The sequence below is a fragment of the Planococcus koreensis genome, assembly GCF_004761975.1.
Lineage (GTDB): Bacteria > Bacillota > Bacilli > Bacillales_A > Planococcaceae > Planococcus > Planococcus koreensis.
On the sequence record NZ_RQII01000002.1, the window covers coordinates 1 to 20,184 of the forward strand.

Below are 20,184 nucleotides of genomic sequence, written 5' to 3' on the forward strand. Positions count from 1 at the left end.
GTCTGGCCACGAAGACTCCTGTGGGACAGCGAAGGCTGAAGACCCCGCAGGCACGTCAGTGACGAGGAGGCTGAAGCTGAGCCCACGGAAAGCGAAGTGGCCAGACCGGTTGGTGTATATACAGTTATTCATTTTGATTAGATTTTGTCTACAGTCTGATCAGCCCCTGCGCAAGTCGGTCATCTCAATCGGATTTCTCCTTTGCGCAATAAAGTTTGCGCATGCCAGCTTTCGTAAAAACGGTAAAGAGGATAAAAGAAAGCCAGAAAAACAAAAATAGTTGGTATCTTAGCGATTACTGGAAAGTAATCGGCTAGAAAATTTTGTACGTTCACAGCTGAAAATATGAATATCGGCAATGCAAACAGCAATGATAGGACCAGCCAAGGTGTAATTTTCGTTTCTTTTAATTTTGCGCCGCAATGCGGGCACTTCATAACGAAAGGAATATTGAAGTCTTTTGCGTGCGCTTCAGTAATAGCTTGCTGGCAATTTGGACAGGCAATGGATGGGTACATGGATTTTCTCCTTAGAACTTGATTCAGAACATGTATAGCTGTTGCTGTGAATCCAATGTTAATGGAATATAAATTCATATACAAGATAATTTTCCAAACCGAAACGGAGGAAGAAGCTCATGCCAGGATGGTTAGATTTCACTTTGGGGATAGTGATTATAAATGTCTTGTTCGCTGCAGCAATCCTTTTCTATGAGCGGAAAAATGCAGCTTCTGCATGGGTATGGATCCTCATCCTTTTCTTCCTGCCGTTGATTGGTTTCATCCTCTACGTTTTCATCGGGAAGCCGATTACCAAAAAAGATGCCAAACAGCAGACAGCTTATCAAAACCCAGCGTTTGAAGGGTGTACAAAAAAACAATCACTAGCGATGGAGAACGGCGATTTCCGTTATGATCCGCCACTTGGCGGCAGTTTCAGAGATATAGTCCGGATGCATCTGGCAACAGGAGATTCGCCTTTGACGCATGATAATGAGGTAATTGCTTATACGGATGGTAAAATGAAATTCGAAGCATTATTCCAGGACATTGAAGCCGCTAAAGATCATATCAATCTGCAATATTACATCATCCGCGATGACGGCATCGGGGAACAATTGATCAAGCTGTTGACTCGCAAAGTACAGCAAGGAATCAACATCCATTTTCTTTATGATGACATTGGGTCACTTGCGCTGCCGGCGAGCTATTTTCAGGAATTTCTGTATGCGGGAGGCAAGGCCAAACCATCGATTGCTTCTAAACTGCCCATTAATCTGCGGCTTAATTATCGCAACCACCGCAAAATTGCGGTCATTGACGGGGAAATCGGCTATATTGGAGGCTTTAATGTGGGAGATGAGTATCTGGGCTATGACGGCCGGCTTGGCTATTGGCGGGATACGCATTTGCGCATCACAGGCGGGGCAGCGGCATCGATGCAGCATAAGTTTTTGATCGACTGGAATGGAGCTTCACCCCACCATCCACTTGAATACGAAGCGCGATTTTTTCCTGGCAGTAAAGGGCCAGGAAAAGCGGCTGTGCAAATTGTCGAAAGCGGTCCCGACAACGGACTGAGGCAAATCAGGGACGGCATGCTGAAGTTGATCAGCCGGGCAGAACGCACGATCGATATCCAAACGCCGTATTTTATTCCGGATGAGGCAATCATGTCCGCTTTGCAAGTTGCCGCCATGGGTGGGGTTCGGGTGCGTCTGATGATTCCAGCGAAAGCGGACCATTTCTTTGTGCATGACGCCAGCCTGGCATTCGCCGGAAGCCTGCTGGCGTCAGGAGTTCGGGTATACGCTTATCAAAACGGATTTTTGCATGCCAAAATGCTGCTGGTCGACGAAATGGCCTTCACGGTCGGTTCCGCCAATATGGACGAACGCAGTTTCTCCTTGAATTTCGAAGCGAATGCATTTGTCTACGATAAAGAAATGGCCTTGGAAATGGTGCGGATTTTTGAACTGGACATCCAAGCAGCAGAAGAACTGAACACAGATTTTTTTGGCGCTGTGCCAATCTCGGGGCGCGTCAAACAGCGAATTGCTAAACTGATTGCTCCAATATTATAAAAGATCCATCTGGGAAAAGAGATTCAGAAAACCCGAAAACAAACTGGCTGCGCAAGCAATCCAGTGAAGGAGCTGTTCCATTGAAAAGCAAAATAACGTTTGCCTTATTGGTGATCCTTACAACCAGCTTGATGGGGTCATCATTTGCAGTCGCAAAAATCGGACTGCAATACATATCTCCGCTGCTTTTGGTCGGCATACGCTTTATACTCGCGGGCTTGCTGATGATTGGAATTGTACGCTTATTTAAACGGCCGCATCCAAAAAAAGGTTCGGACTGGGTGAAAATCACGGTGATCGGCGCTTGCCAGACAGCTGGCGTAATGGGCTGTATATTTTTAAGCTTGAGAACCATTACGGCAGGCGAATCGGCGATCTTAACCTTTACGAATCCACTATTGGTAGTAATCCTTGGGACGATTGCGCTAAAAATCAATTACCGGTTTATTCAATGGGCTGGCGTGCTATTGGGATTATTCGGCGTATTTATCACGATGGGCGGGCAATTGCAGCTGGAAATCGGTACGCTATTCGGTATTTCAAGTGCCATCTTCTGGGCAACTGCAACCTTGCTCATCAAAAAATGGGGGCAGGATTTCGATGTCTGGGTACTGACCGCTTACCAAATGCTGTTCGGCGGAATTCTGCTGCTGGTGTTAAGCTTATTGCTGGAAGACCTGCAATTGGTTTTCAATCCGGTGTCCATATTCGTGCTGATCTGGCTCGCAATTCCGGCATCAATTGTCCAATTTGCTGTGTGGTTTTATTTGCTGCAAAACGGCAATCCGGGAAAAGTCAGTGCTTTCTTATTTCTGGCGCCGTTTTTCGGCATCCTTTCCGGATGGCTGATTTTGGATGAGAAAATAGGATTAACCTTGCTTGCAGGAGGCGTTCTGATATTCGCAGGAATTTTCCTGGTGAATTGGCCAGAAAAAACAGGAGAATCCACGAAGTCTGTGGAATCTGTTTTAAAATAAAAAATATGTTAAATTATGTTTATCTTATTCGGGATTCGTGAATATAGGTAGAGGCGGAGTTTCCGCTATATCAGCAGTGGATGTTCTGCGGCTTAGATTGACAGAGAGAACGAGGGACGACAGATGCTTTATAGATACAAGAAATCATTTAAAAAAGTTGCCATGGGGCTCTTGTCTTTGACGACAAAAAATAAAAGCGTAAGCCATTTATCGGAAACGATTGAAGTATACGAAAAAAATACACAAAAGCAATTATATTTTTGGAAAGAGGGAGAAAACATCACCGGCCTTGCAGGTGTTGAAATTGGGGATCATGATTTTTCCATTCTTCATTTGTCCGTGAACCCTTCTTACCCAGTAGAGGAAACAGGGATGAAGATTGTGGAAGAGCTGCGTCTTTTGATGCGCGGCAAAGAAATGATTTTGTCCCGGGATGCTGCCCTCTACCTCGGAAAAATCCGCCACATGGCGGAAGATATTATGCCCTACCGTGAAGAGAAGGAAATTTCATAAAGAACTGATTCGCAACCTGCCAGTGTTGGCAGGTTTTTTATATTTTGTTCAAAAACTTGGAGGAAAGCGGAAAAAATTATTTAGCCGGCATGAAAAAAGTTATAATGTTAATTGATGGAGTGAAGCGTGGGCATGCAATGGCCGGATAGTTGGCTTCAACTTTAATAGATTCGCGTTGCGAGGAAAGAAGATGGAAGGGATGCATTTATTTTCTATGGGCAAGGCATTGGTAATTGGCCTTGCGGGAGCCGGCGTTTTCGTTTGGATCGGCGCGCCGATGCCTTGGCTGCTTGGGCCATTGTTTACAGTGCTCGCCGTTCAATTATTTTCAACCGTAAAATTAAAATGGCATGCGTCAATCCGGAATGGCGGCCTTGTCATTGCAGGTTATGTAATCGGTTTTGCCTTCACGTTAGATGCTATTCAGGGCATGAAACAATATTTCTTGGCCATGCTGGTGGTCAATATCGCTTTTTTCTTCTTATTCCTGTTGATCAGCTCATTGATGGCGAACCGTACAAAAGCGGATAAAGCGACTGCCATGACATGCTGCGTCCCGGGCGGCCTTTCACAAATCATTTCATTTGCCGAAGAGCATAAAGGCATCGACTTAGCGGCAGTGACGTTTTATCACGTACTGCGGGTGCTGCTGATCGTGGCAATCGTGCCATTCATCGTCGCAAGCGGCAGCAATGGTCCACCGCAGCAAGCGGTCCACGGAGAGATTTCCCTGTATTTGATCGCATTGCTGGTGCTTGGCTATCTTGCCGGCATGGCCAGCCAGAAGATTAAAGTTCCGACGGCGTATTTGCTGGGCCCTGTTTTTCTCATTATGGGCTTTAATCTTGCGGGCATCGAAGTGCCTGTTATGCCCGGCTCTTTCCTTCACGCAGCCCAAGTGATGATCGGCATTTATATTGGCCTGCTGCTGAAAAAAGAAAACATCAAACTGACGAACAAGCTGATTTTCTATGCATTTTTCTCAAGCGCCATTTTTATCGCAGCGGCGTATGGCACCAGTTTCATCCTGGCTGATTTGTACGGACTCAGTTTCTCAACAAGCTTCTTAAGCGTTGTGCCAGGGGGCTTGGACCAGATGGGCATCATTGCGGCGTCGGTCCATGCTGATGTCACCGTCGTCACGTCATTCCAATTGTTCCGCATTCTGTTCCTGTCGATTTTCATCGTGCCGTTCGTGAAAATAATCGGCAGCCGGGCCATGAAAGCGGACAATGCAAATGCCAAGCATCGATTTCAGGAATAAAACAAGCTTGACTTCTTAAAAAGGCGTGGTAATATTTATTTTTATATAATGTAAATAGCAGTTGTCGAATGGTCCAGTAATGGCATTGAACGCAGAAAGCAGAGACTGAACGGTAGGTGGAAGTTCAGGCGTTGATGTACATGAATTACACCATTTATCAGTAGTCAGCTTAGTCAATGAAGTGGTCAGTTTTCCTTGGAGAACTGTCAATTTGGGTGGTAGCGCGGAGAAAACCTTCGTCCCTTATTTTTTAGGGATGGATGGTTTTCTCTTTTTTTTATTTTTGCAGTATAAGGCATGGAGGCAACAATCCGGCCAATCTAAGGAGGAGCAAGCATGTTTGAAATCAAAAAAGTGAACGAACCCTCAACAACAGAAGCGGTTATTCTGGTCTTGCTCATCGTGGCGAGCATCAGCGTAAGCATTATTAAATGGGGAGCGGTGCCGCATTTGCCGATTGTCTTTTCGATCCTGTTATTAATCTGCTACGGTTTGCTTAAAAAAATATCGTACCAGAAAATTGAAAGTGGCTTAGTGGCGGGTGCGGGTGCAGGGATGGGTGCAGTGTTCCTGTTTTTCTTCATCGGTATGCTGATCGGCAGTTGGATGCTGAGTGGTACGATACCGACGATGATCTACATCGGCTTCAGTATCATCACTCCTGCTTTTTTCTTTGCCATCGTTTTCACAGTGGTGTCGATCATCGGGTTGTCGATCGGCAGTTCATTGACGACGGTTGCTACTGTCGGCGTTGCGTTTATCGGCATGGCGTCTGCAATGGATCTATCCTTGGCGATTACAGCGGGAGCAATCGTTTCCGGTGCGTTTTTCGGGGACAAAATGTCGCCGTTATCGGATACAACCAATCTCGCTTCATCGATCGTTGGCGTCAATCTTTTCGAGCATATCCGCAATATGGGATGGACGACGGTCCCGGCATTCATCATTTCTTTTATCATTTTTGCTGTATTGTCGCCTAGCCGTATGGAAATCGACAACGCCAGCATCAATACATTCCAGGAAGGGCTGCTTGCGACCGGCAGCGTCCATTGGTACTCGCTGCTGCCGCTGGTGGTTTTAATAGCTATGACGCTCGCCAAAGTGCCGGCGCTGCTGGCGCTGGCAGCGACATCAATCAGCGCGATTGCGGTCTCGTACCTGCATTCGGCATCAAGCCCTTCAGACATTTTGAACATTTTGTACGGCGGCTACGTATCGGCGACAGGCGTCGCGGAAATCGATTCGTTATTGACGCGCGGCGGCATGGAAAGCATGCTTTTCACAGTCAGCCTGGTGCTGCTGGCATTGAGTATGGGCGGTCTGCTCTTTACACTGGGAGTTATCCAGACACTGCTTTCGAAAATTGAAAGCTCATTGAAAAAAGCTTCATCGGTCATTACGGCTTCGGCATTGACGGCCATAGGGATCAACGTGCTGATCGGTGAACAGTACCTGTCTATTTTATTGACGGGCCAAGCGTTCCAACAGCAATACGAAAAAGTCGGCCTCAGCAATAAAAACTTGAGCCGGGTGATGGAAGATGCGGGTACAGTCGTTAACCCGCTGGTACCGTGGAGTGTCTGTGGCATCTTTATCGCTTCAGTGCTCGGCGTTTCGACGATGGAATATCTGCCGTTTGCGTTCTTCTGCCTGCTGTCTCCATTACTGACCATTGCATTCGGCTATGCCGGCAAAACATTGACGGCCATCAATCGATAGACGAGTTTCTTTGCCGCTTACACATTATAAAATAAAAATGGTAATTTTTTCTATCGTTGAAAGTTCTTGTCGCTTTGCTATTTGTTTGCGTTATAATTAGAGGTATAGCCATAGCAAAGGATTGAGACCGATGAGTTCAATGAAAAATTTTTCCGACCATATAAATGGAAACTTGCTTTCTTTATCGACGCGTATTGTGGAAGAAGTCATTAGCCGGCTGGCGATCAGTCTTCAGCCAGGTGAAAAAGAACAGGCGATTGACATGTATGTGCAGTTTTTAAATTACTTGGCCGAAGTGCTTGACCAAGACAGCGAACATCGCATCCCGCCGGCTTTGATCGAATGGAGCAGGAAAAATGCGGAAATGGTTGTCGCCAAAAGCGGAAAGCTGTCCCTGATTGTCGTTCGCTATCCGCCGACTCGGGACGTCTTCACGGATGTCTTCACGGATTTAAGTGAAGAGTTCGGATTATCTGTTAGGCAAAACGCGTTCATCATCAAGCGGATCAATAATTTGCTGGATGCCAGCCTAAGCGAAACGTTTTCGGCTTATGAAAGATTGTCGGAAACGAAGCAGGAAGGCGTGCAAAAAGAGCTGGTGAAGCTATCCGCTCCGGTCGTACCGATAACAGATGAAATTGTGGTCTTGCCTTTGATCGGCTTTATTGATGATATGCGCGTAAAACACATCATGGACAATGTCATACCTGAAATTGCGGAAAAGGATGTCCACCACGTCATCGCCGACTTCTCAGGTATCGCTACAATCAATGAGCATGTTGTCCATGCGCTGCTCCAAATCGGCGGCACATTGCGCCTCATGGGCATTCATGTTGTGTCCGCGGGCCTGCGTCCGGATTTGGCACAGACCATTGTCAACAGCAACATTGATATGTCCGGCATCGATTCGTATGCGACAGTGAAACAAGCATTGCAAAGCATCTCTTAAACGCAAAAAGCACGCAATCAAAATCGATTGCGTGCTTTTCCTATTTCTTAGACGCCGCGTTTGTTTCCCCATAAGAGTGTGTGGAGCTGCGGCAAAACTTTCGCGTCGTTCATGATCTGCGAACGCACGGAGAGGTCGATGAGCCATTCATAGCGGCCGAGCAGATCGGCTACAAGTTTCGCACCATCAATCGTTGTAGTATCGCTATTGCCGACCTGCAGGAAAAACGGCACCGCTGGATAGCGGACATGAAGATCTTCCGCATACTTGAAATCTTCTTCATCGAAAATGACGACTTTCAACGTTGCATTGGCATCCGCCAAATTTTCAATGAAAAAATCCAGTTTGCTGAAATCCGTTTGCATGCCGGAACTCGGCGGTTTCGGCGATATCGTAATATCATCGATATCGCGCATCCAGTCCTGCCAGAATGAGCCTTGCGTTTCAACACCGACTTTCCAGCCGTTTGCATGGCATAGATCGACCAGCTCCCCAATGCCTTTATGCAAGGCAGGATTGCCGCCCGAAATGGTGACGTGCGAAAAAGAAGCGCCGCCGATTTCTTTTAATTCCGCGATAATTGCGTCCGGCTTTTTGGAGACGCTGGTGCCTGTGCCATCCCAGGTGAATTTGGAATCACACCAGGAGCACGAATAATCACAGCCGGCGGTGCGGACGAACATCGTTTTCTGGCCCATGACCATGCCCTCGCCTTGGATTGTCGGTCCGAACACTTCCATGACAGGAATCTTCATCGGAAATCCTCCTTGCGCGGACGGTAGATGACATAGCTCGTCGGAGTTTCCCGGACGATGACTTGCAGGCAAAACGGTTTGTTTTCCGTTGCCATCAGCAAATCCTGGATTGTCTGCCAGATTTGTTCGGCCAATAATTCCGTCGTCGGAAACTTGTCTTTAAATTCGGGATGATTGTTCAAAACCGAATGATCGTATTTTTTATGGATCGCTTGTTTGATTTGTTTGAAATCGATCAGGAAACCGCTGGCATCAACCGTGTCGCCGCCGATCGTGACATTGACGAAATACGTGTGGCCATGCATTTCCTGGCATTGGCCCGCGTCTTTGCTCGGTATGAAATGAGCGGCCGAAAAGTTCATGTCTTTGTTCAGTTCAAAACGGAAGCCATGTGGCACTGAAGGATAGAATTGCTGCATCATACCAGTTCACCTGCTGATTTCCGCTCTTTGTAGGCTGCGAGGCCGGCATTGCGCAATTGGCAGGCCGGGCATTCGCCACAGCCGGTGCTTGGGATGCCGTTATAGCACGTCAAGGTTTTTTCCTGCACGAAGTCCAATGCACCAAGCTCGTCGGATAATTGCCAGACATCCGCTTTATCGAGCCACATCAACGGCGTGTGGATGACAAATTGCTTGTCCATCGCCAAATTCAACGTGACGTTCAATGATTTGATGAACGTGTCGCGGCAATCCGGGTAGCCGCTGAAATCTGTCTGGCTGACGCCGGTGATCAACTGGCGCGCGCCGATTGCATCCGCGTAAACTGCCGCAAATGACAGGAACAGCAGGTTCCGGCCGGGTACGAACGTTGAAGGCAATTCGCCTTCTTGTGCAGACACTTCAATATCATTCCGCGTCAACGCATTTGCTGAAAGCTGGTTGATCAAAGTCATATCGAGCACTTTAAATGATACATTCAATTCTTCCGCGATTTTCCGGGCGCATTCAATTTCGGCTGAATGGCGCTGCCCGTAGTCGAACGTCACAGTTGCGACTTCGCTGAAGTTTTGGAGTGCCCAGAACAGGCAAGTGGTGCTGTCTTGGCCGCCGCTGAAAACGACGACCGCTTTTTCCTTTTTCAATGAAAACATCTCCTTAGTTTTTTAGAGAGGGAGTTTGCGAACCTCTTTTTTCAACATCGTTAATAATAACATAGATAGCGGCAAGGTTTCATTCAGATAAAGGGAATTGCACAGGATTGTCGAATCAAAACATAAAAGCAGTGAAATGGAAAGGGTCGGTAAGGATGGAACAGCGATTGAAGATGGCATTCGATGCCATACAACAAAGTGATAAACAAGAACGTTTTGTCTTGGGAATTGATGGCTTGAGCCGTTCGGGCAAAACGACATTGGCCAATGCCGTTGCTAATCAGGCAAAAGCAATGGGCATGGCAGTTAGCCTCTTCCATATCGATGATTTCATCGTCGAACGGAAAAAACGCTACGGCACTGGTTCTGCAGAATGGCGGGAATATTACGAGCTGCAATGGCCGGTGGACATCCTTGCAGAAACATTTTTCAGCAAGTTGAAAACAGCGCAGCAAGTGGAACTGGCCTTTTATGAGGCCAAATTGGACATTTGCCGAACGGCAATAATACAGCTTCCCCAGCAGGGACTTATCTTAATAGAAGGAGTTTTTCTGCAGCGCGGCGAGTGGCGCTGCTATTTTGATAAAGTGTTGTACCTTGCATGCCCGAGAGAAAACCGGTTCTTGCGCGAAGCAAAAGAGGTCCGTGAGAACCTGGGAAAAATGGAGAGGCGCTATTGGAAAGCTGAAAGCTATTACGAAGAAACCGTCCAGCCCGAAACGCTTGCCGATTGGGTGTTGGAATGTACGGCGGAAGGGCAGGGGAAGAAATGAAAATGACCCGCAGAATATGGACAGTTTTGGCTTTGGCGTTAATCTTCCTAGCAGCAATCGCCATTTGGATCGCTATTGCTGCGCAGGAAAAGAAAGCCGGTGCCACTGAAATGGGGGCAAGCGCGGTCTATGATATCGAACTCGAGCTGGACAACGAAGATGTTTTTCATATTTCGGCAAAAATTGAAGTGGCAAACGATTCGGATGTGGCATTCGAGGACATCGGATTTTATTTTGTGCCAAACGCCTTGAATCCGAAAGAAACGGACGATTTTTATCAGGAGTCAGCAGAATCTGAGATTGAAGCAGTTTCAAGCAGTGGCGCTGATACACCATACAGCCTTGAAAACAACGAGCTTCTCGTTGAACTCCAAAACCCGCTTCAGCCTGGAGAAAGTGAAATGATTGAGATCAGCTACTCTTTACAGCTGCCGGAAGGCGGTTTGCGCTTATCACAGGAAGATCGCAATTTCTATTTGGCCCAGTGGTATCCGATGCTCGCTCAATACGATGAGGGCTGGGATATCCAGGATTTCGATTTGACAGGGGAGTCGTACCATACAGGTTTTGGTGAGTTCACAGTATCATACAGCTTGCCGCAGGAATTTTTTGTGGCTTCATCGGCTGACGACGGAATTGTACAAGCGTCTTCTTCCGGAATGGTGCGAGGCGAACGGATTAAAGATTTCTATATGGCGCTGCTGAATCCAGCCCAATGGCTACATGAAACTGTGCAAGTCGAAGGGACGGAGATCCGGCTGTTCATGCCGCTCGATCAGGAATTGCTGGAAAGCTCTACGGAAGTCGCACAGGCAGCATTCGCTTTTTTTGAGGAATCGATCGGGGACAATCCGTTTCCGGAACTCGATATCATCGGCAATGACGGCTACATGGAATACCCGAACATCGTTGAAGTAGGAGCAGACGAAGCTTCCATTGACACCGTGCTGGTGCACGAAATCGCGCATCAATGGTTTTATTACATCGTCGGCAACGATCCTTTTGAAGATGCCTGGCTGGATGAAAGCATAACGGAATTTGCTTCGGCGCTGTTTTTGGCGGATTATTACGGCGACGAATCTTACGGCTATAATTCGGCGGAAATGGCGATGCTGTCTGAGAAACCAGAGAGATACACGAACCTGCCTCTTGACGAGTACAGCGATCCCCGCTATGTCTCCACAGTCTACGGAGAAGCACCGCTCATATTGCGGAACTTTTTTACGGAACGGGGTGGCCAAGAAGAGGCATTGGCATTTTTGTCTGCCTACTACACTGAATTTCAATTCAGGTTCTTGAACACGGAAGACTTTAAAATGTTTTTTGAAGATTATTTTGAAGGGGACCAAAGTGAGTTTCTGGACAGTTGGCTAAAATAAAGGCTTGCCAGATGTAATTCGTACGCTGCTGATGCGTCTAATGAAGAAAGGGGTCAAAGGCATGCTGCGTTTATGGTTATTATCCATACTTACACTGACATTATTGGCCGGCTGTGGAACATCCGGAGGCTGGCCGGAAGAAGACCTTATACGGGACACGCATGGGGAACTTGAAAATATCGAAAGGCTGGATCTATTCGTGGAAAATGTCGAACAGAAAAAAGAAGACGCAGTGCGCATCGAACACTTCACAACTGAAGGCGATCCGATCTATGAAACGCTGCGTAATTCCAGCGGCAGCATTTTGCTTGAATATGATGCTACCGAAGATGCTTATGGATCAGGAGAGAAATGGGAACGCAGTTGCGGTTCGATTGAAAAAAAGGAAAATCAAGAATCGACAAGCTATACCTTGGCCGGCTGCAGCGGACATCCGCCAAACACAGTAATCGAAATCCGAAAATGATCTAAAAAAACAGGTAAATCCGGCCGCAAATCGGGGAAAAAGATTCAAGTGGCATGAAAAGAGCTTCCAAAAAGGCATAAATGCATTGCCTCTCTGGGAGACTTTTTTCAATTTACTAAAAAAAATAGTGTATTTAGATTTATATTACTGTTAATATATAGAAAACATTTAGCTTATATGCCTTTTTAAATGCTAATTTAAAATCATATTCGTCTTGCCGGGAGGCCCTATGAAAAGCTTATTGAAATTCTTCGTCTATGTATTTGCCTTGGTCTCTCTATCAATTGGCAGCTATCACTTGATATTAAGTTCAGGCCTAGCCGGTGGGCTGGGGGCTGCGGCGTTATTGTTATTGGTATGCGCCGTGCTTTTCGTTGCCGGCTTTTACGCCATGATCAAAGGCGGTTTCGTATTTTTACGAATAGCAAATTCAGGCGAAGCGGCCGGTTTGATGGTCTTTTCGGTGTTGCTTTTTTCCGTTGTCACATTCGTAGGGGTCATCAACTCGTATGTTGAATACACCGTGGGTGAGAGGGGATTGTCTCACACTGAAAAGACGCGGTTGTTCACCAGTACCGTCCTCCAGATTCCGACCCAGCAGGAGCTTCAGAAAGAATCGAAAAATGGAGTTGCTTATTACCATACGACAGAAAACGCCGATGAAATCGAAAAGTTCGATGGAGTACTGGCCGGAAAAAGAGAAGAATTCAATGCCTTTTTTGGCACGCAAGATAAAGGCGGGCTCGCCATCGAGTTTCACCAAGAGTACAGTTCGCTTGAAGAAAGCGGTGGGATGGAAGAGATATCCGGTTTCTACAACGGCGCAAACCGCACGATTCACTTGGTTCCGGATGATCCGTTTTGGGAAGTGATCTTAATTCATGAATACGCCCATTACCAAAGCCATCTATTCGCTGAAAAGAATGGTTTAAATTTCACGAGGACGCCGCAATGGTTCGAAGAAGGCATGGCAGATTATCTTGCAGAAGACGTTGCAGACTGGGTCGATTTGGAAACGATGGAAATAGTGGATTTCCATAGCTTGGATGACCCAGAGAATTTCGACGCCGCTTTTTCCGATGAGTTTGATCCGTATGCACAAAGTTCATTGGCGGTGGCATCAATTGCCGAAGCCTATGGCGAACAGCGGATAATCGAATTATTAGGGACCAAAAGTACAGCGGAATTTTACAGCACTTTGGAAGAAATTACGCAGCAGGACCTTGCGGAGTTCCAGGATACGTTCCTCGATGAAATGATCAGCGACCAGCAAGCGGCTGATGAAAAATACAATAGGCTGCTAACGGCGATTGAGATGGAGCGGTTCGCAGAAGCGGAGGAATATGCGGCTGACATTCTTAAAACAGGCGACGAATACGACGCCGATGAAGCGATGTGGCTGATGACGGATATGTACCTTCAGCAAGGGCTGTATGAAAAAGCGGCAGCCTATACCGAACAAAAGCTTAAAGACAAGATCAGTCTTTTCCCGATTGATGATTTGCTGCTTTTGTCTGAAATTTACCTGTTGACGGATCCGGAAAAAGCACTCAAATATCACTTGGAAGCAGAAAAAGAGGCGAAAGCGAGCGGTGAAACCGACTATTACGATTTCGGGCTTTCAGTGCCTGCTTTTGAAAAAGTGAATTCAGCAGACCCTTTGAAAGGGTTTAAAATACTCATCGAAGAATACATTGTTTACAATGAAACCATCCGTAAGCAATTGTTGAAAAAAATGGAAGCAGAATACCCTGGAGCATTTTAAACAGGCAGAAGAAAGCGGCCAGTCTGATGACTGGCCGCTTTGAATATTTAGTTGAAATTTTAAGATTGAGATGCTTAACGTCGATCGATATTTTCGCCCACTATTGGTTCGGACGACTTTTGCAAAGGTGTCTTGTCTCCAACAATCGGTTCAGAACTGCCAGAAGATGCTTCGTCGCTTGCCGCGAATTCACCTGACTCGATTTCTCCGCCTTGGTCATCCGTGCGCACGACAAGTACGTCGCATTTCGCAGAACGGACGATGTGTTCCGAAACACTGCCAATCAGGAAGCGTTCCACAGCATTTAAGCCGGTTGCACCACAGATGATCAAATCTGCAGAAACACGTTCAGCCAACTCGCGTGAAATCATCGTTTTCGGAGAACCGTAATCCACAACGATGTTCACTTTTTCAACACCGCCGGCTTCCGCTTCACGTTTGTAGCCATTCAACAGATCTTCTGCGAATTTCTGAGCCCGGTCAGCGATCGAGCGGTCATATGCTTCAATTGCCGCAAACGAGCGGGTATCAATAATGTTTACCAAATTAAGAGTAGCATGATTCCGTTTTGCAATTCCAACTGATTTCTTGAAAGCCCATTCCGCTTCTTTTGAACCATCAACCGCTACAAGAATCTGTGAATATTTTAATGTCATTATGCATTCCTCCTTAATTGATAAGTATAAACTTCTCTTAATCTAGGAAGAATTCCTTCTTTTAATGTAAAAGATTTAGGAAATTATTTATCGTTGCCACGGAACGTTTGCAATTGCGTATATAAGCTTGGATATATAAATTGAACTATATAAGTTGAGCTAAAGAAGAAAGCTTCTGAATATCGCTTGGGTCGCTTTGGGCAGGGCAAAGATTATTGCTCCTGCGCAAGCTCGTCGCAAAGGCGTCGCCGGAAGTGCCCGGCACCACCTTGGCTCCCGCAAAAAGACAAGTAAAGAACGCCTGTCTTTCTGCTTCGCCTAGCACCTAACCGCGCCTTCGCTGGATAAGCACGATGAAAAATAAATAGCTTATGTGCTTCTGCTATTTGTAGATGCTGAGTAGCTGCAAGTAAAAATTTATTAGAACAACTTATATAGTTAAGTAAAAGTAAACATCGTATTAAATACCGCTCCAATCGCTTCGGGCAGTGAAAAGAAGATTTTCTCTATCTCTAATCGCTGAGCCAGCTTCGAGACATAGAAGACCGTTGCAGCACTTCGCGTTTCGGAGCTGGTTTGCGGAATATCGGAAACCAAGATTTATATATCTTCGTGTATTAACATATTTTAAAAAAGAAGAGCGGAAACTGGGGATATCTGATAAAATGGACTTGCTTTGAACATTTAACCGGTTTCTCAATAATTATTGTAGAACAGACATTGGAGGGTTTTGAAATGCGTATTGGAGTACCAACAGAAGTGAAGAACAATGAAAACCGTGTCGCGATGACACCTGCGGGCGTTGTCAATTTAGCAGTATTCGGCCATGAAGTTTTCATCCAGGCAGGAGCTGGACTCGGTTCAGGTTTTACGGACGAGGATTATGTCGCTGCAGGCGCACAAATCGTAAGGACGGCCCAAGAAGCATGGTCATACGATATGGTCATGAAAGTCAAAGAACCAGTTGCTTCGGAATACGGCTTCTTCCGCGAAGGACAGATTCTGTTCACTTACCTTCATTTAGCTCCGGAACCTGAATTGACAAAAGCATTGCTTGAATCGAAAGTGATCGGCATCGCTTATGAAACGGTTCAGCTTCCGAACAACACATTGCCGTTATTAACGCCAATGAGTGAAGTGGCTGGGAAAATGTCCACGCAAATCGGCGCGCAATTCCTGGAGAAAATCTATGGCGGCGGCGGGATCTTGCTGGGCGGAATTCCTGGAGTGTCGCGCGGCAAAGTAGCAGTTATCGGCGGCGGTGTTGCCGGCACGAACGCTGCGAAAGTGGCAGTAGGAATGGGTGCAAGTGTGACGATCCTCGATTTGAATCCGGATCGCCTGCGCCAATTGGACGATTTGTTCGGTTCTGATGTTCAAACTTTGATTTCAAATCCGCTTCACATCGCGGAATCTGTAAAAGATGCTGACCTTGTTGTCGGTGCAGTCTTGATCCCAGGTGCGAAAGCTCCAAAACTTGTTACTGAAGACATGATCAAGTCGATGAAACCGGGTTCTGTGGTTGTTGATATCGCAATTGACCAAGGCGGGATTTTCGAGACGAGCGACCGCATCACGACGCATGACAACCCGACTTACATCAAACACGATGTTGTCCACTATGCAGTAGCAAATATGCCGGGAGCGGTTCCACGCACATCGACGATGGGGCTGACGAACGTAACGGTGCCATTTGCGGTCCAAATTGCCAATAAAGGCTTTGAAAAAGCAGTGCTTGATAACGAAGCGCTGAAAAAAGGCGTCAACACGTTCCAAGGCTTTGTAACGTACAAAGCGGTTGCAGATGACCAAGGATTGGAATACAAATCGGTTGACGAATTATTGTCCCGATAAATAACAAAGGCTGTCCCCGAAGTCACGAATGATGACTTTGGAGGACAGCCTTTTTTTCATGCCGCTGATCAAGGTTGAATGATCTGCAGCTCTTTCGGGTATTTCGTCAACACTTCTACGCCTGTATCCGTGACGGCAACATCGTCTTCGATGCGCACTCCGACTTTGCCAGGCACGTAAACGCCAGGTTCCAGCGTGAACACCATGCCGCTTTCGATGATCAAATTATTGGAACCGTGAAGGGATGGGAATTCGTGGACTGAGATGCCGAGTCCGTGGCCGAGGCGGTGTGTGAAAAATTCACCATATCCAGCGTCTTCGATGACGTTGCGCGCGGCTTGATCAAGCTCAGCAGCAGTGACGCCGGGTTTGACGGCTTCTAATGAAGCGAGTTCAGCTTGCAGCACCAAGTTATAAACTTCGATCTGCTCATCGTTCGGCTCGCCGAACGCAAGCGTCCGGGTAATATCTGAGCAATAGCCTTTGTGCACGACGCCAAGGTCGAAAAGAACAAAGTCGCCTTTTTGGATTTTGCGGTCGCCAGTCTTGCCGTGCGGGGACGCCGCTTTCGGTCCGCTTAATACAGTGGTATCAAATGACATATGCGTGACGCCTCGTTTTTTCAGCGCCAATTCGATTTGCGTCATGACTTCAATCTCCGTGATGCCTTCTTTTAAGGTTTTAGCGCCGACTTCAATGGCATAATCGGCCAATTCTGCCGCTTCACGAAGAATTTGGAGTTCGTGCTCGTCTTTGATGACCCGCATTGCATTGATCCGGTTGTCCAGCGCAAGAATTTCCAAATCTCCCAAAGCTTCAGTGAGCGCGTCATGGCGCTCGACTGTCATATGCGATTTTTCAATCGCGATTTTGTTGAGTCTGCCAGTCCGTTTCGCTACTGCAGCTGCAAGAATCGCCATGGAATTGTCTGTATCAGCATGGCCGATAATGTCGCTTTCCCATCCAGCATTTTTTGCATCCGGAATTTCCATTTGCGGACAGATCAAGAATGGCTCCGCATCCTTGAACACCATGACGCCGAGCAAACGCTCATGCGGGTTGCTTTTAAAGCCACTGAAGTAAAATACATTATCCGGGTTAGTGATGAATGCAGCATCGATGCCGAGTTCGTTCAAGTAGCTTTCCAATTGGTTGACTTTGTTCATATGTAGTCCTCCTCTAAATTATTATAGGTGTAGCATAACAAAAATAAGGGTATATTACTGCTTGAAACTATTGTCAATAAACTCAGGAGGGATTTCATGCAGCTTTCATACCACGGGCACTCAGTAGTGAAGATCCAAACGAATGGCAAGACGATTTTAATCGATCCATTTATCAATGGCAACAGCCTGACTGATCTGGATGTCGACACCGAACAGCCGGATGCGATTCTGTTGACGCATGCCCATAACGATCATGTAGGGGATACAGTAGAACTTGCGAAGAAGAAAAACGCCAAGGTGGTTGCACCAGTGGAACTGGCGAATTATCTCGGCTCACAGGGAGTCGATGCAGTCGGCATGAATCTCGGCGGCTCGCATGAATTTGACTTCGGAACAGTGAAATACACGAAAGCCTTCCATAGTTCTTCTTATACGACAGAAAGCGGCGATGTAATTTACGGCGGTATGCCAGCCGGTATCTTGTTCACAGCAGAAGGCAAGACAATTTACCACGCTGGGGATACGGAATTGTTCGGCGATATGGAATTGATCGGCAAGCGCAATGACATTGACGTGGCATTCGTGCCAATCGGAGACTTTTTCACAATGGGGCCTGAAGACGCCGCATACGCAGTCGACCTGATCAAACCGAAAGTCGCTGTCCCAATCCATTACGATACATTCCCACCAATCAAGCAAGATCCTGAAGAATTTAAGAAAATGGTAAAAGGCGCAGAAGTAATAGTAATGGAAATCGGAACCACTCATGAAATTTGATAGCTAATCCGGAGAGCGTTGCTCTCCGGATTTTTATATGGAAACCATTGCGAGGCCTTTCTTTTGGAAGCCTCAGCTGTATCATTGTTTTATTAGGGAATATGGTACACTGAAAAGAACAGCATGCAGAAGGAAAAGGTGAGAAGATGGCTACAAAACACGAACAAATCCTGCAATATATCGAAAAACTTCCGGTCGGCGAAAAAATATCTGTGCGCCGAATCGCCAAAGAGCTGCAGGTCAGTGAAGGAACCGCTTACCGCGCAATCAAAGAAGCGGAAGTCCAGCGCCTCGTTTCAACGATTGAGCGGGTCGGCACAATCCGCATTGAGCGGAAAAACAAGGAGAATATCGAAAGGCTGACATATGCAGAAATCGTCAATATCGTTGACGGCCAAGTGCTAGGCGGCCGGGCAGGCCTGCATAAATCATTGACGAAATTCGTCATCGGAGCGATGCAGCTTGATGATATGATGCGCTATACCGAAGCAGGAAATCTGCTGATTGTGGGTAATCGTTACAAAGCTCATGAATATGCTTTGCAAGCTGGAGCCGCAGTCCTCGTTACGGGAGGTTTCGAAGCTTCAGATACAGTTAAGAAACTGGCAGATGAATACGAATTGCCGGTCATTTCAACCAGTTATGACACGTTTACAGTGGCAACGATGATCAACCGGGCGATTTACGATCAATTGATCAAAAAAGAAATTCTGTTGATCGAAGACATATTAATCCCTCTTGAAGAAACCCATCTTTTGAATGAAAAAGACACAATCAGCCGCTACCATGAAAAAAATGAAGAAACTTCACATGGCGGCTTTCCAGTAGTGGATGACAACGGCAAGCTTGTCGGCATCATCACTTCACGGGACGTAATGGGGCACGGGCCATCTGAAATGGTCGAAAAAGTCATGACAAAAGATCCCATCACCGTTTCTATGCAGACAAGTGTAGCCGCTGCCGGGCACCGCATGATTTGGGAAGGAATCGATTTGCTGCCAGTGGCGAATGAACAAGGCAAGCTGAAAGGCGTCATCAGCAGGCAAGATGTGCTGAAAGCGATCCAGACCGCGCAGCGCCAACCGCAGCAAGGTGAAACAATCGACGACATCATCAAAAGCCAGATGACTCAGCAGTCAGCCGACAAACTGGCACTCGATTTTAAAGTGACGCCGCAAATGACAAACGCATACGGCTCCATTTCATACGGAGCATATTCCATGATTTTAATCGAAGCGGCAACGGCCGCTTTGAAAACGAAAAACCGGAAAGACAGCGCATTGGAGAACATGACCGTCTATTACTTGAATCCGGTCCAGCTCGATTCGACCGTTTCCATTAAACCTGTGATTTTAGACATCAGCCGCAAATCAGCAAAAGTGGATGTAGAAGTGACATTCGACAACAAAATCGTCGGCAAAGCGTTGCTGACGTTCCAATTGCTCGACCGATAATAGCGGAAAAAGGAAAAAATTTCTCCAATAAGAACGATTACAGAATTAGAAGCCGATATTCCGCAAAACAGCTGCGCTTGCCGCGGGCGAGCGCCAAGTCTCCTCAGTTGCTTCGCGCCTTGCGGGGTCTCGGCTGTCTCGTCGCTTCACTGCCCCGCAGGCGTCTCCGCTGTTTTGCTTCATATCGAGAGATATCTTAGCGAAGGCGCGTCAAGGGGCTAGACGAAGCTAGGAGACGAGTGGTCTTCTCGGCTCATAGCGAGAGCCATGCCCTAAGCGTCCGAAGCGATGTATAAACTCTAAATTCTCCTTTTAATCATTGCGTTTGGCGGACATACAGAACAATTGATACCGCTTTATGCGGTTCGGTTGTTTTTATTCCATTTACTTTATCGCAATCCGGAATGATCGTGAAATGGCTGCGTGAAAAGCCGAAGGGCTGGACAAGTGAAATTAGTGATCAAACACCACCGGGGGCACTGATCAGCTTATTTGGTTACTCTGGTGTTCTTTTTGACCAAGTTTGCACAAGTATGGCCTG

The 20,184-nt window shown here is 46.8% G+C and carries 18 protein-coding genes, 2 pseudogenes and 1 riboswitch; of the genes and pseudogenes, 14 read left to right on the forward strand and 6 right to left on the reverse strand.

Annotated elements, in window-relative coordinates:
• Window positions 1-179: 179 nt before the first annotated feature.
• Complete coding sequence (locus EGV91_RS00170) at window positions 180-518, reverse strand: ZPR1-type zinc finger protein (RefSeq protein WP_135500152.1); 339 nt, start codon at window positions 516-518, stop codon at window positions 180-182.
• Between the two features lie 119 nt (window positions 519-637).
• Between EGV91_RS00170 and cls the strand changes: the two genes are divergently transcribed.
• The 6 genes from cls to EGV91_RS00200 all read left to right on the forward strand — a co-directional run bounded on the left by cls (window position 638) and on the right by EGV91_RS00200 (window position 7,505).
• Window positions 638-2,083, forward strand: coding sequence for a cardiolipin synthase (cls, locus tag EGV91_RS00175; RefSeq protein WP_221300929.1), 1,446 nt, complete (start codon window positions 638-640; stop codon window positions 2,081-2,083).
• 80 nt (window positions 2,084-2,163) lie between these two features.
• Window positions 2,164-3,060 carry a DMT family transporter gene (locus EGV91_RS00180; RefSeq protein ID WP_135500153.1) on the forward strand — a complete coding sequence of 299 codons (897 nt, stop codon included), beginning with the start codon at window positions 2,164-2,166 and terminating at the stop codon, window positions 3,058-3,060.
• A gap of 123 nt (window positions 3,061-3,183) precedes the next feature.
• Window positions 3,184-3,573, forward strand: a complete 390-nt coding sequence (locus EGV91_RS00185) for a GNAT family N-acetyltransferase (protein WP_135500154.1) — start codon at window positions 3,184-3,186, stop codon at window positions 3,571-3,573.
• A gap of 199 nt (window positions 3,574-3,772) precedes the next feature.
• A complete protein-coding gene (locus tag EGV91_RS00190) occupies window positions 3,773-4,837 on the forward strand; it encodes an AbrB family transcriptional regulator (protein WP_135500155.1) in 1,065 nt (354 codons plus the stop codon).
• 336 nt (window positions 4,838-5,173) lie between these two features.
• Window positions 5,174-6,556, forward strand: a complete 1,383-nt coding sequence (gene nhaC / locus EGV91_RS00195) for a Na+/H+ antiporter NhaC (protein WP_135500156.1) — start codon at window positions 5,174-5,176, stop codon at window positions 6,554-6,556.
• Between the two features lie 130 nt (window positions 6,557-6,686).
• Complete coding sequence (locus EGV91_RS00200) at window positions 6,687-7,505, forward strand: STAS domain-containing protein (protein ID WP_135500157.1); 819 nt, start codon at window positions 6,687-6,689, stop codon at window positions 7,503-7,505.
• 47 nt (window positions 7,506-7,552) lie between these two features.
• On the opposite strand, the gene queE is transcribed toward EGV91_RS00200, so the two are convergent.
• From queE to queC, 3 genes are read right to left on the reverse strand one after another with little or no spacing between them, the layout of a single operon-like run.
• Entirely contained in the window at window positions 7,553-8,260 is a 708-nt protein-coding gene (queE, locus tag EGV91_RS00205; protein ID WP_135500158.1) for a 7-carboxy-7-deazaguanine synthase QueE, read from the reverse strand.
• On the reverse strand, window positions 8,257-8,682 hold the full coding sequence (queD, locus tag EGV91_RS00210) for a 6-carboxytetrahydropterin synthase QueD (protein WP_135500159.1): 426 nt from the start codon (window positions 8,680-8,682) through the stop codon (window positions 8,257-8,259). Before queD ends, queE begins: the two co-directional genes overlap by 4 nt.
• Window positions 8,679-9,344: a 7-cyano-7-deazaguanine synthase QueC gene (gene queC / locus EGV91_RS00215; RefSeq protein ID WP_135500160.1), complete on the reverse strand. Its 666-nt coding sequence runs from the start codon at window positions 9,342-9,344 to the stop codon at window positions 8,679-8,681. The genes queD and queC overlap by 4 nt, the downstream gene beginning before the upstream one ends.
• Before the next feature lie 7 nt (window positions 9,345-9,351).
• Window positions 9,352-9,395, reverse strand: a riboswitch (PreQ1 riboswitch).
• Between the two features lie 113 nt (window positions 9,396-9,508).
• Between queC and EGV91_RS00220 the strand changes: the two genes are divergently transcribed.
• The 4 genes from EGV91_RS00220 to EGV91_RS00235 all read left to right on the forward strand — a co-directional run bounded on the left by EGV91_RS00220 (window position 9,509) and on the right by EGV91_RS00235 (window position 13,736).
• Window positions 9,509-10,126, forward strand: coding sequence for a kinase (locus tag EGV91_RS00220; RefSeq protein WP_241666075.1), 618 nt, complete (start codon window positions 9,509-9,511; stop codon window positions 10,124-10,126).
• A 2-nt stretch (window positions 10,127-10,128) separates the two neighbouring features.
• Window positions 10,129-11,505: a M1 family metallopeptidase gene (locus tag EGV91_RS00225; RefSeq protein ID WP_135500161.1), complete on the forward strand. Its 1,377-nt coding sequence runs from the start codon at window positions 10,129-10,131 to the stop codon at window positions 11,503-11,505.
• A gap of 61 nt (window positions 11,506-11,566) precedes the next feature.
• Window positions 11,567-11,971 (forward strand): DUF4362 domain-containing protein, encoded by a 405-nt coding sequence (locus EGV91_RS00230; RefSeq protein ID WP_158290551.1) that lies wholly within the window; start codon window positions 11,567-11,569, stop codon window positions 11,969-11,971.
• Window positions 11,972-12,200: 229 nt separating this feature from the next.
• Window positions 12,201-13,736 carry a tetratricopeptide repeat protein gene (locus EGV91_RS00235; protein WP_135500163.1) on the forward strand — a complete coding sequence of 512 codons (1,536 nt, stop codon included), beginning with the start codon at window positions 12,201-12,203 and terminating at the stop codon, window positions 13,734-13,736.
• Between the two features lie 215 nt (window positions 13,737-13,951).
• Here the strand turns inward: EGV91_RS00235 and EGV91_RS00240 are convergent.
• Window positions 13,952-14,392 (reverse strand): annotated as a pseudogene (locus EGV91_RS00240) (universal stress protein); the annotation flags it as partial.
• Window positions 14,393-15,127: 735 nt separating this feature from the next.
• Between EGV91_RS00240 and ald the strand changes: the two are divergent.
• On the forward strand, window positions 15,128-16,246 hold the full coding sequence (gene ald / locus EGV91_RS00245) for an alanine dehydrogenase (RefSeq protein ID WP_135500164.1): 1,119 nt from the start codon (window positions 15,128-15,130) through the stop codon (window positions 16,244-16,246).
• A gap of 68 nt (window positions 16,247-16,314) precedes the next feature.
• Here the strand turns inward: ald and EGV91_RS00250 are convergent, their stop codons facing one another.
• Window positions 16,315-17,412 carry a M24 family metallopeptidase gene (locus EGV91_RS00250; protein ID WP_135500165.1) on the reverse strand — a complete coding sequence of 366 codons (1,098 nt, stop codon included), beginning with the start codon at window positions 17,410-17,412 and terminating at the stop codon, window positions 16,315-16,317.
• A 96-nt stretch (window positions 17,413-17,508) separates the two neighbouring features.
• Here EGV91_RS00250 and EGV91_RS00255 point away from each other — a divergent pair, with 96 nt between their 5' ends.
• The 3 genes and pseudogenes from EGV91_RS00255 to EGV91_RS17300 all read left to right on the forward strand — a co-directional run.
• Entirely contained in the window at window positions 17,509-18,189 is a 681-nt protein-coding gene (locus EGV91_RS00255; RefSeq protein WP_135500166.1) for a metal-dependent hydrolase, read from the forward strand.
• Between the two features lie 146 nt (window positions 18,190-18,335).
• The gene (locus EGV91_RS00260; RefSeq protein ID WP_135500167.1) at window positions 18,336-19,643 is read left to right on the forward strand and encodes a DRTGG domain-containing protein; all 1,308 of its coding nucleotides are present in this window, start codon (window positions 18,336-18,338) and stop codon (window positions 19,641-19,643) included.
• Between the two features lie 306 nt (window positions 19,644-19,949).
• Window positions 19,950-20,184, forward strand: a pseudogene (locus EGV91_RS17300) (amino acid permease); the annotation flags it as partial.

Coding starts and splice junctions, on each gene's coding strand:
- EGV91_RS00170 (WP_135500152.1), bottom strand. CDS start 518: ATGTACCCATCCATTGCCTGTCCAAATTGCCAGCAAGCTATTACTGAA.
- cls (WP_221300929.1), top strand. CDS start 638: ATGCCAGGATGGTTAGATTTCACTTTGGGGATAGTGATTATAAATGTC.
- EGV91_RS00185 (WP_135500154.1), top strand. CDS start 3,184: ATGCTTTATAGATACAAGAAATCATTTAAAAAAGTTGCCATGGGGCTC.
- EGV91_RS00190 (WP_135500155.1), top strand. CDS start 3,773: ATGCATTTATTTTCTATGGGCAAGGCATTGGTAATTGGCCTTGCGGGA.
- nhaC (WP_135500156.1), top strand. CDS start 5,174: ATGTTTGAAATCAAAAAAGTGAACGAACCCTCAACAACAGAAGCGGTT.
- EGV91_RS00200 (WP_135500157.1), top strand. CDS start 6,687: ATGAGTTCAATGAAAAATTTTTCCGACCATATAAATGGAAACTTGCTT.
- queE (WP_135500158.1), bottom strand. CDS start 8,260: ATGAAGATTCCTGTCATGGAAGTGTTCGGACCGACAATCCAAGGCGAG.
- queD (WP_135500159.1), bottom strand. CDS start 8,682: ATGATGCAGCAATTCTATCCTTCAGTGCCACATGGCTTCCGTTTTGAA.
- EGV91_RS00220 (WP_241666075.1), top strand. CDS start 9,509: ATGGAACAGCGATTGAAGATGGCATTCGATGCCATACAACAAAGTGAT.
- EGV91_RS00225 (WP_135500161.1), top strand. CDS start 10,129: ATGACCCGCAGAATATGGACAGTTTTGGCTTTGGCGTTAATCTTCCTA.
- EGV91_RS00230 (WP_158290551.1), top strand. CDS start 11,567: ATGCTGCGTTTATGGTTATTATCCATACTTACACTGACATTATTGGCC.
- EGV91_RS00235 (WP_135500163.1), top strand. CDS start 12,201: ATGAAAAGCTTATTGAAATTCTTCGTCTATGTATTTGCCTTGGTCTCT.
- ald (WP_135500164.1), top strand. CDS start 15,128: ATGCGTATTGGAGTACCAACAGAAGTGAAGAACAATGAAAACCGTGTC.
- EGV91_RS00250 (WP_135500165.1), bottom strand. CDS start 17,412: ATGAACAAAGTCAACCAATTGGAAAGCTACTTGAACGAACTCGGCATC.
- EGV91_RS00255 (WP_135500166.1), top strand. CDS start 17,509: ATGCAGCTTTCATACCACGGGCACTCAGTAGTGAAGATCCAAACGAAT.
- EGV91_RS00260 (WP_135500167.1), top strand. CDS start 18,336: ATGGCTACAAAACACGAACAAATCCTGCAATATATCGAAAAACTTCCG.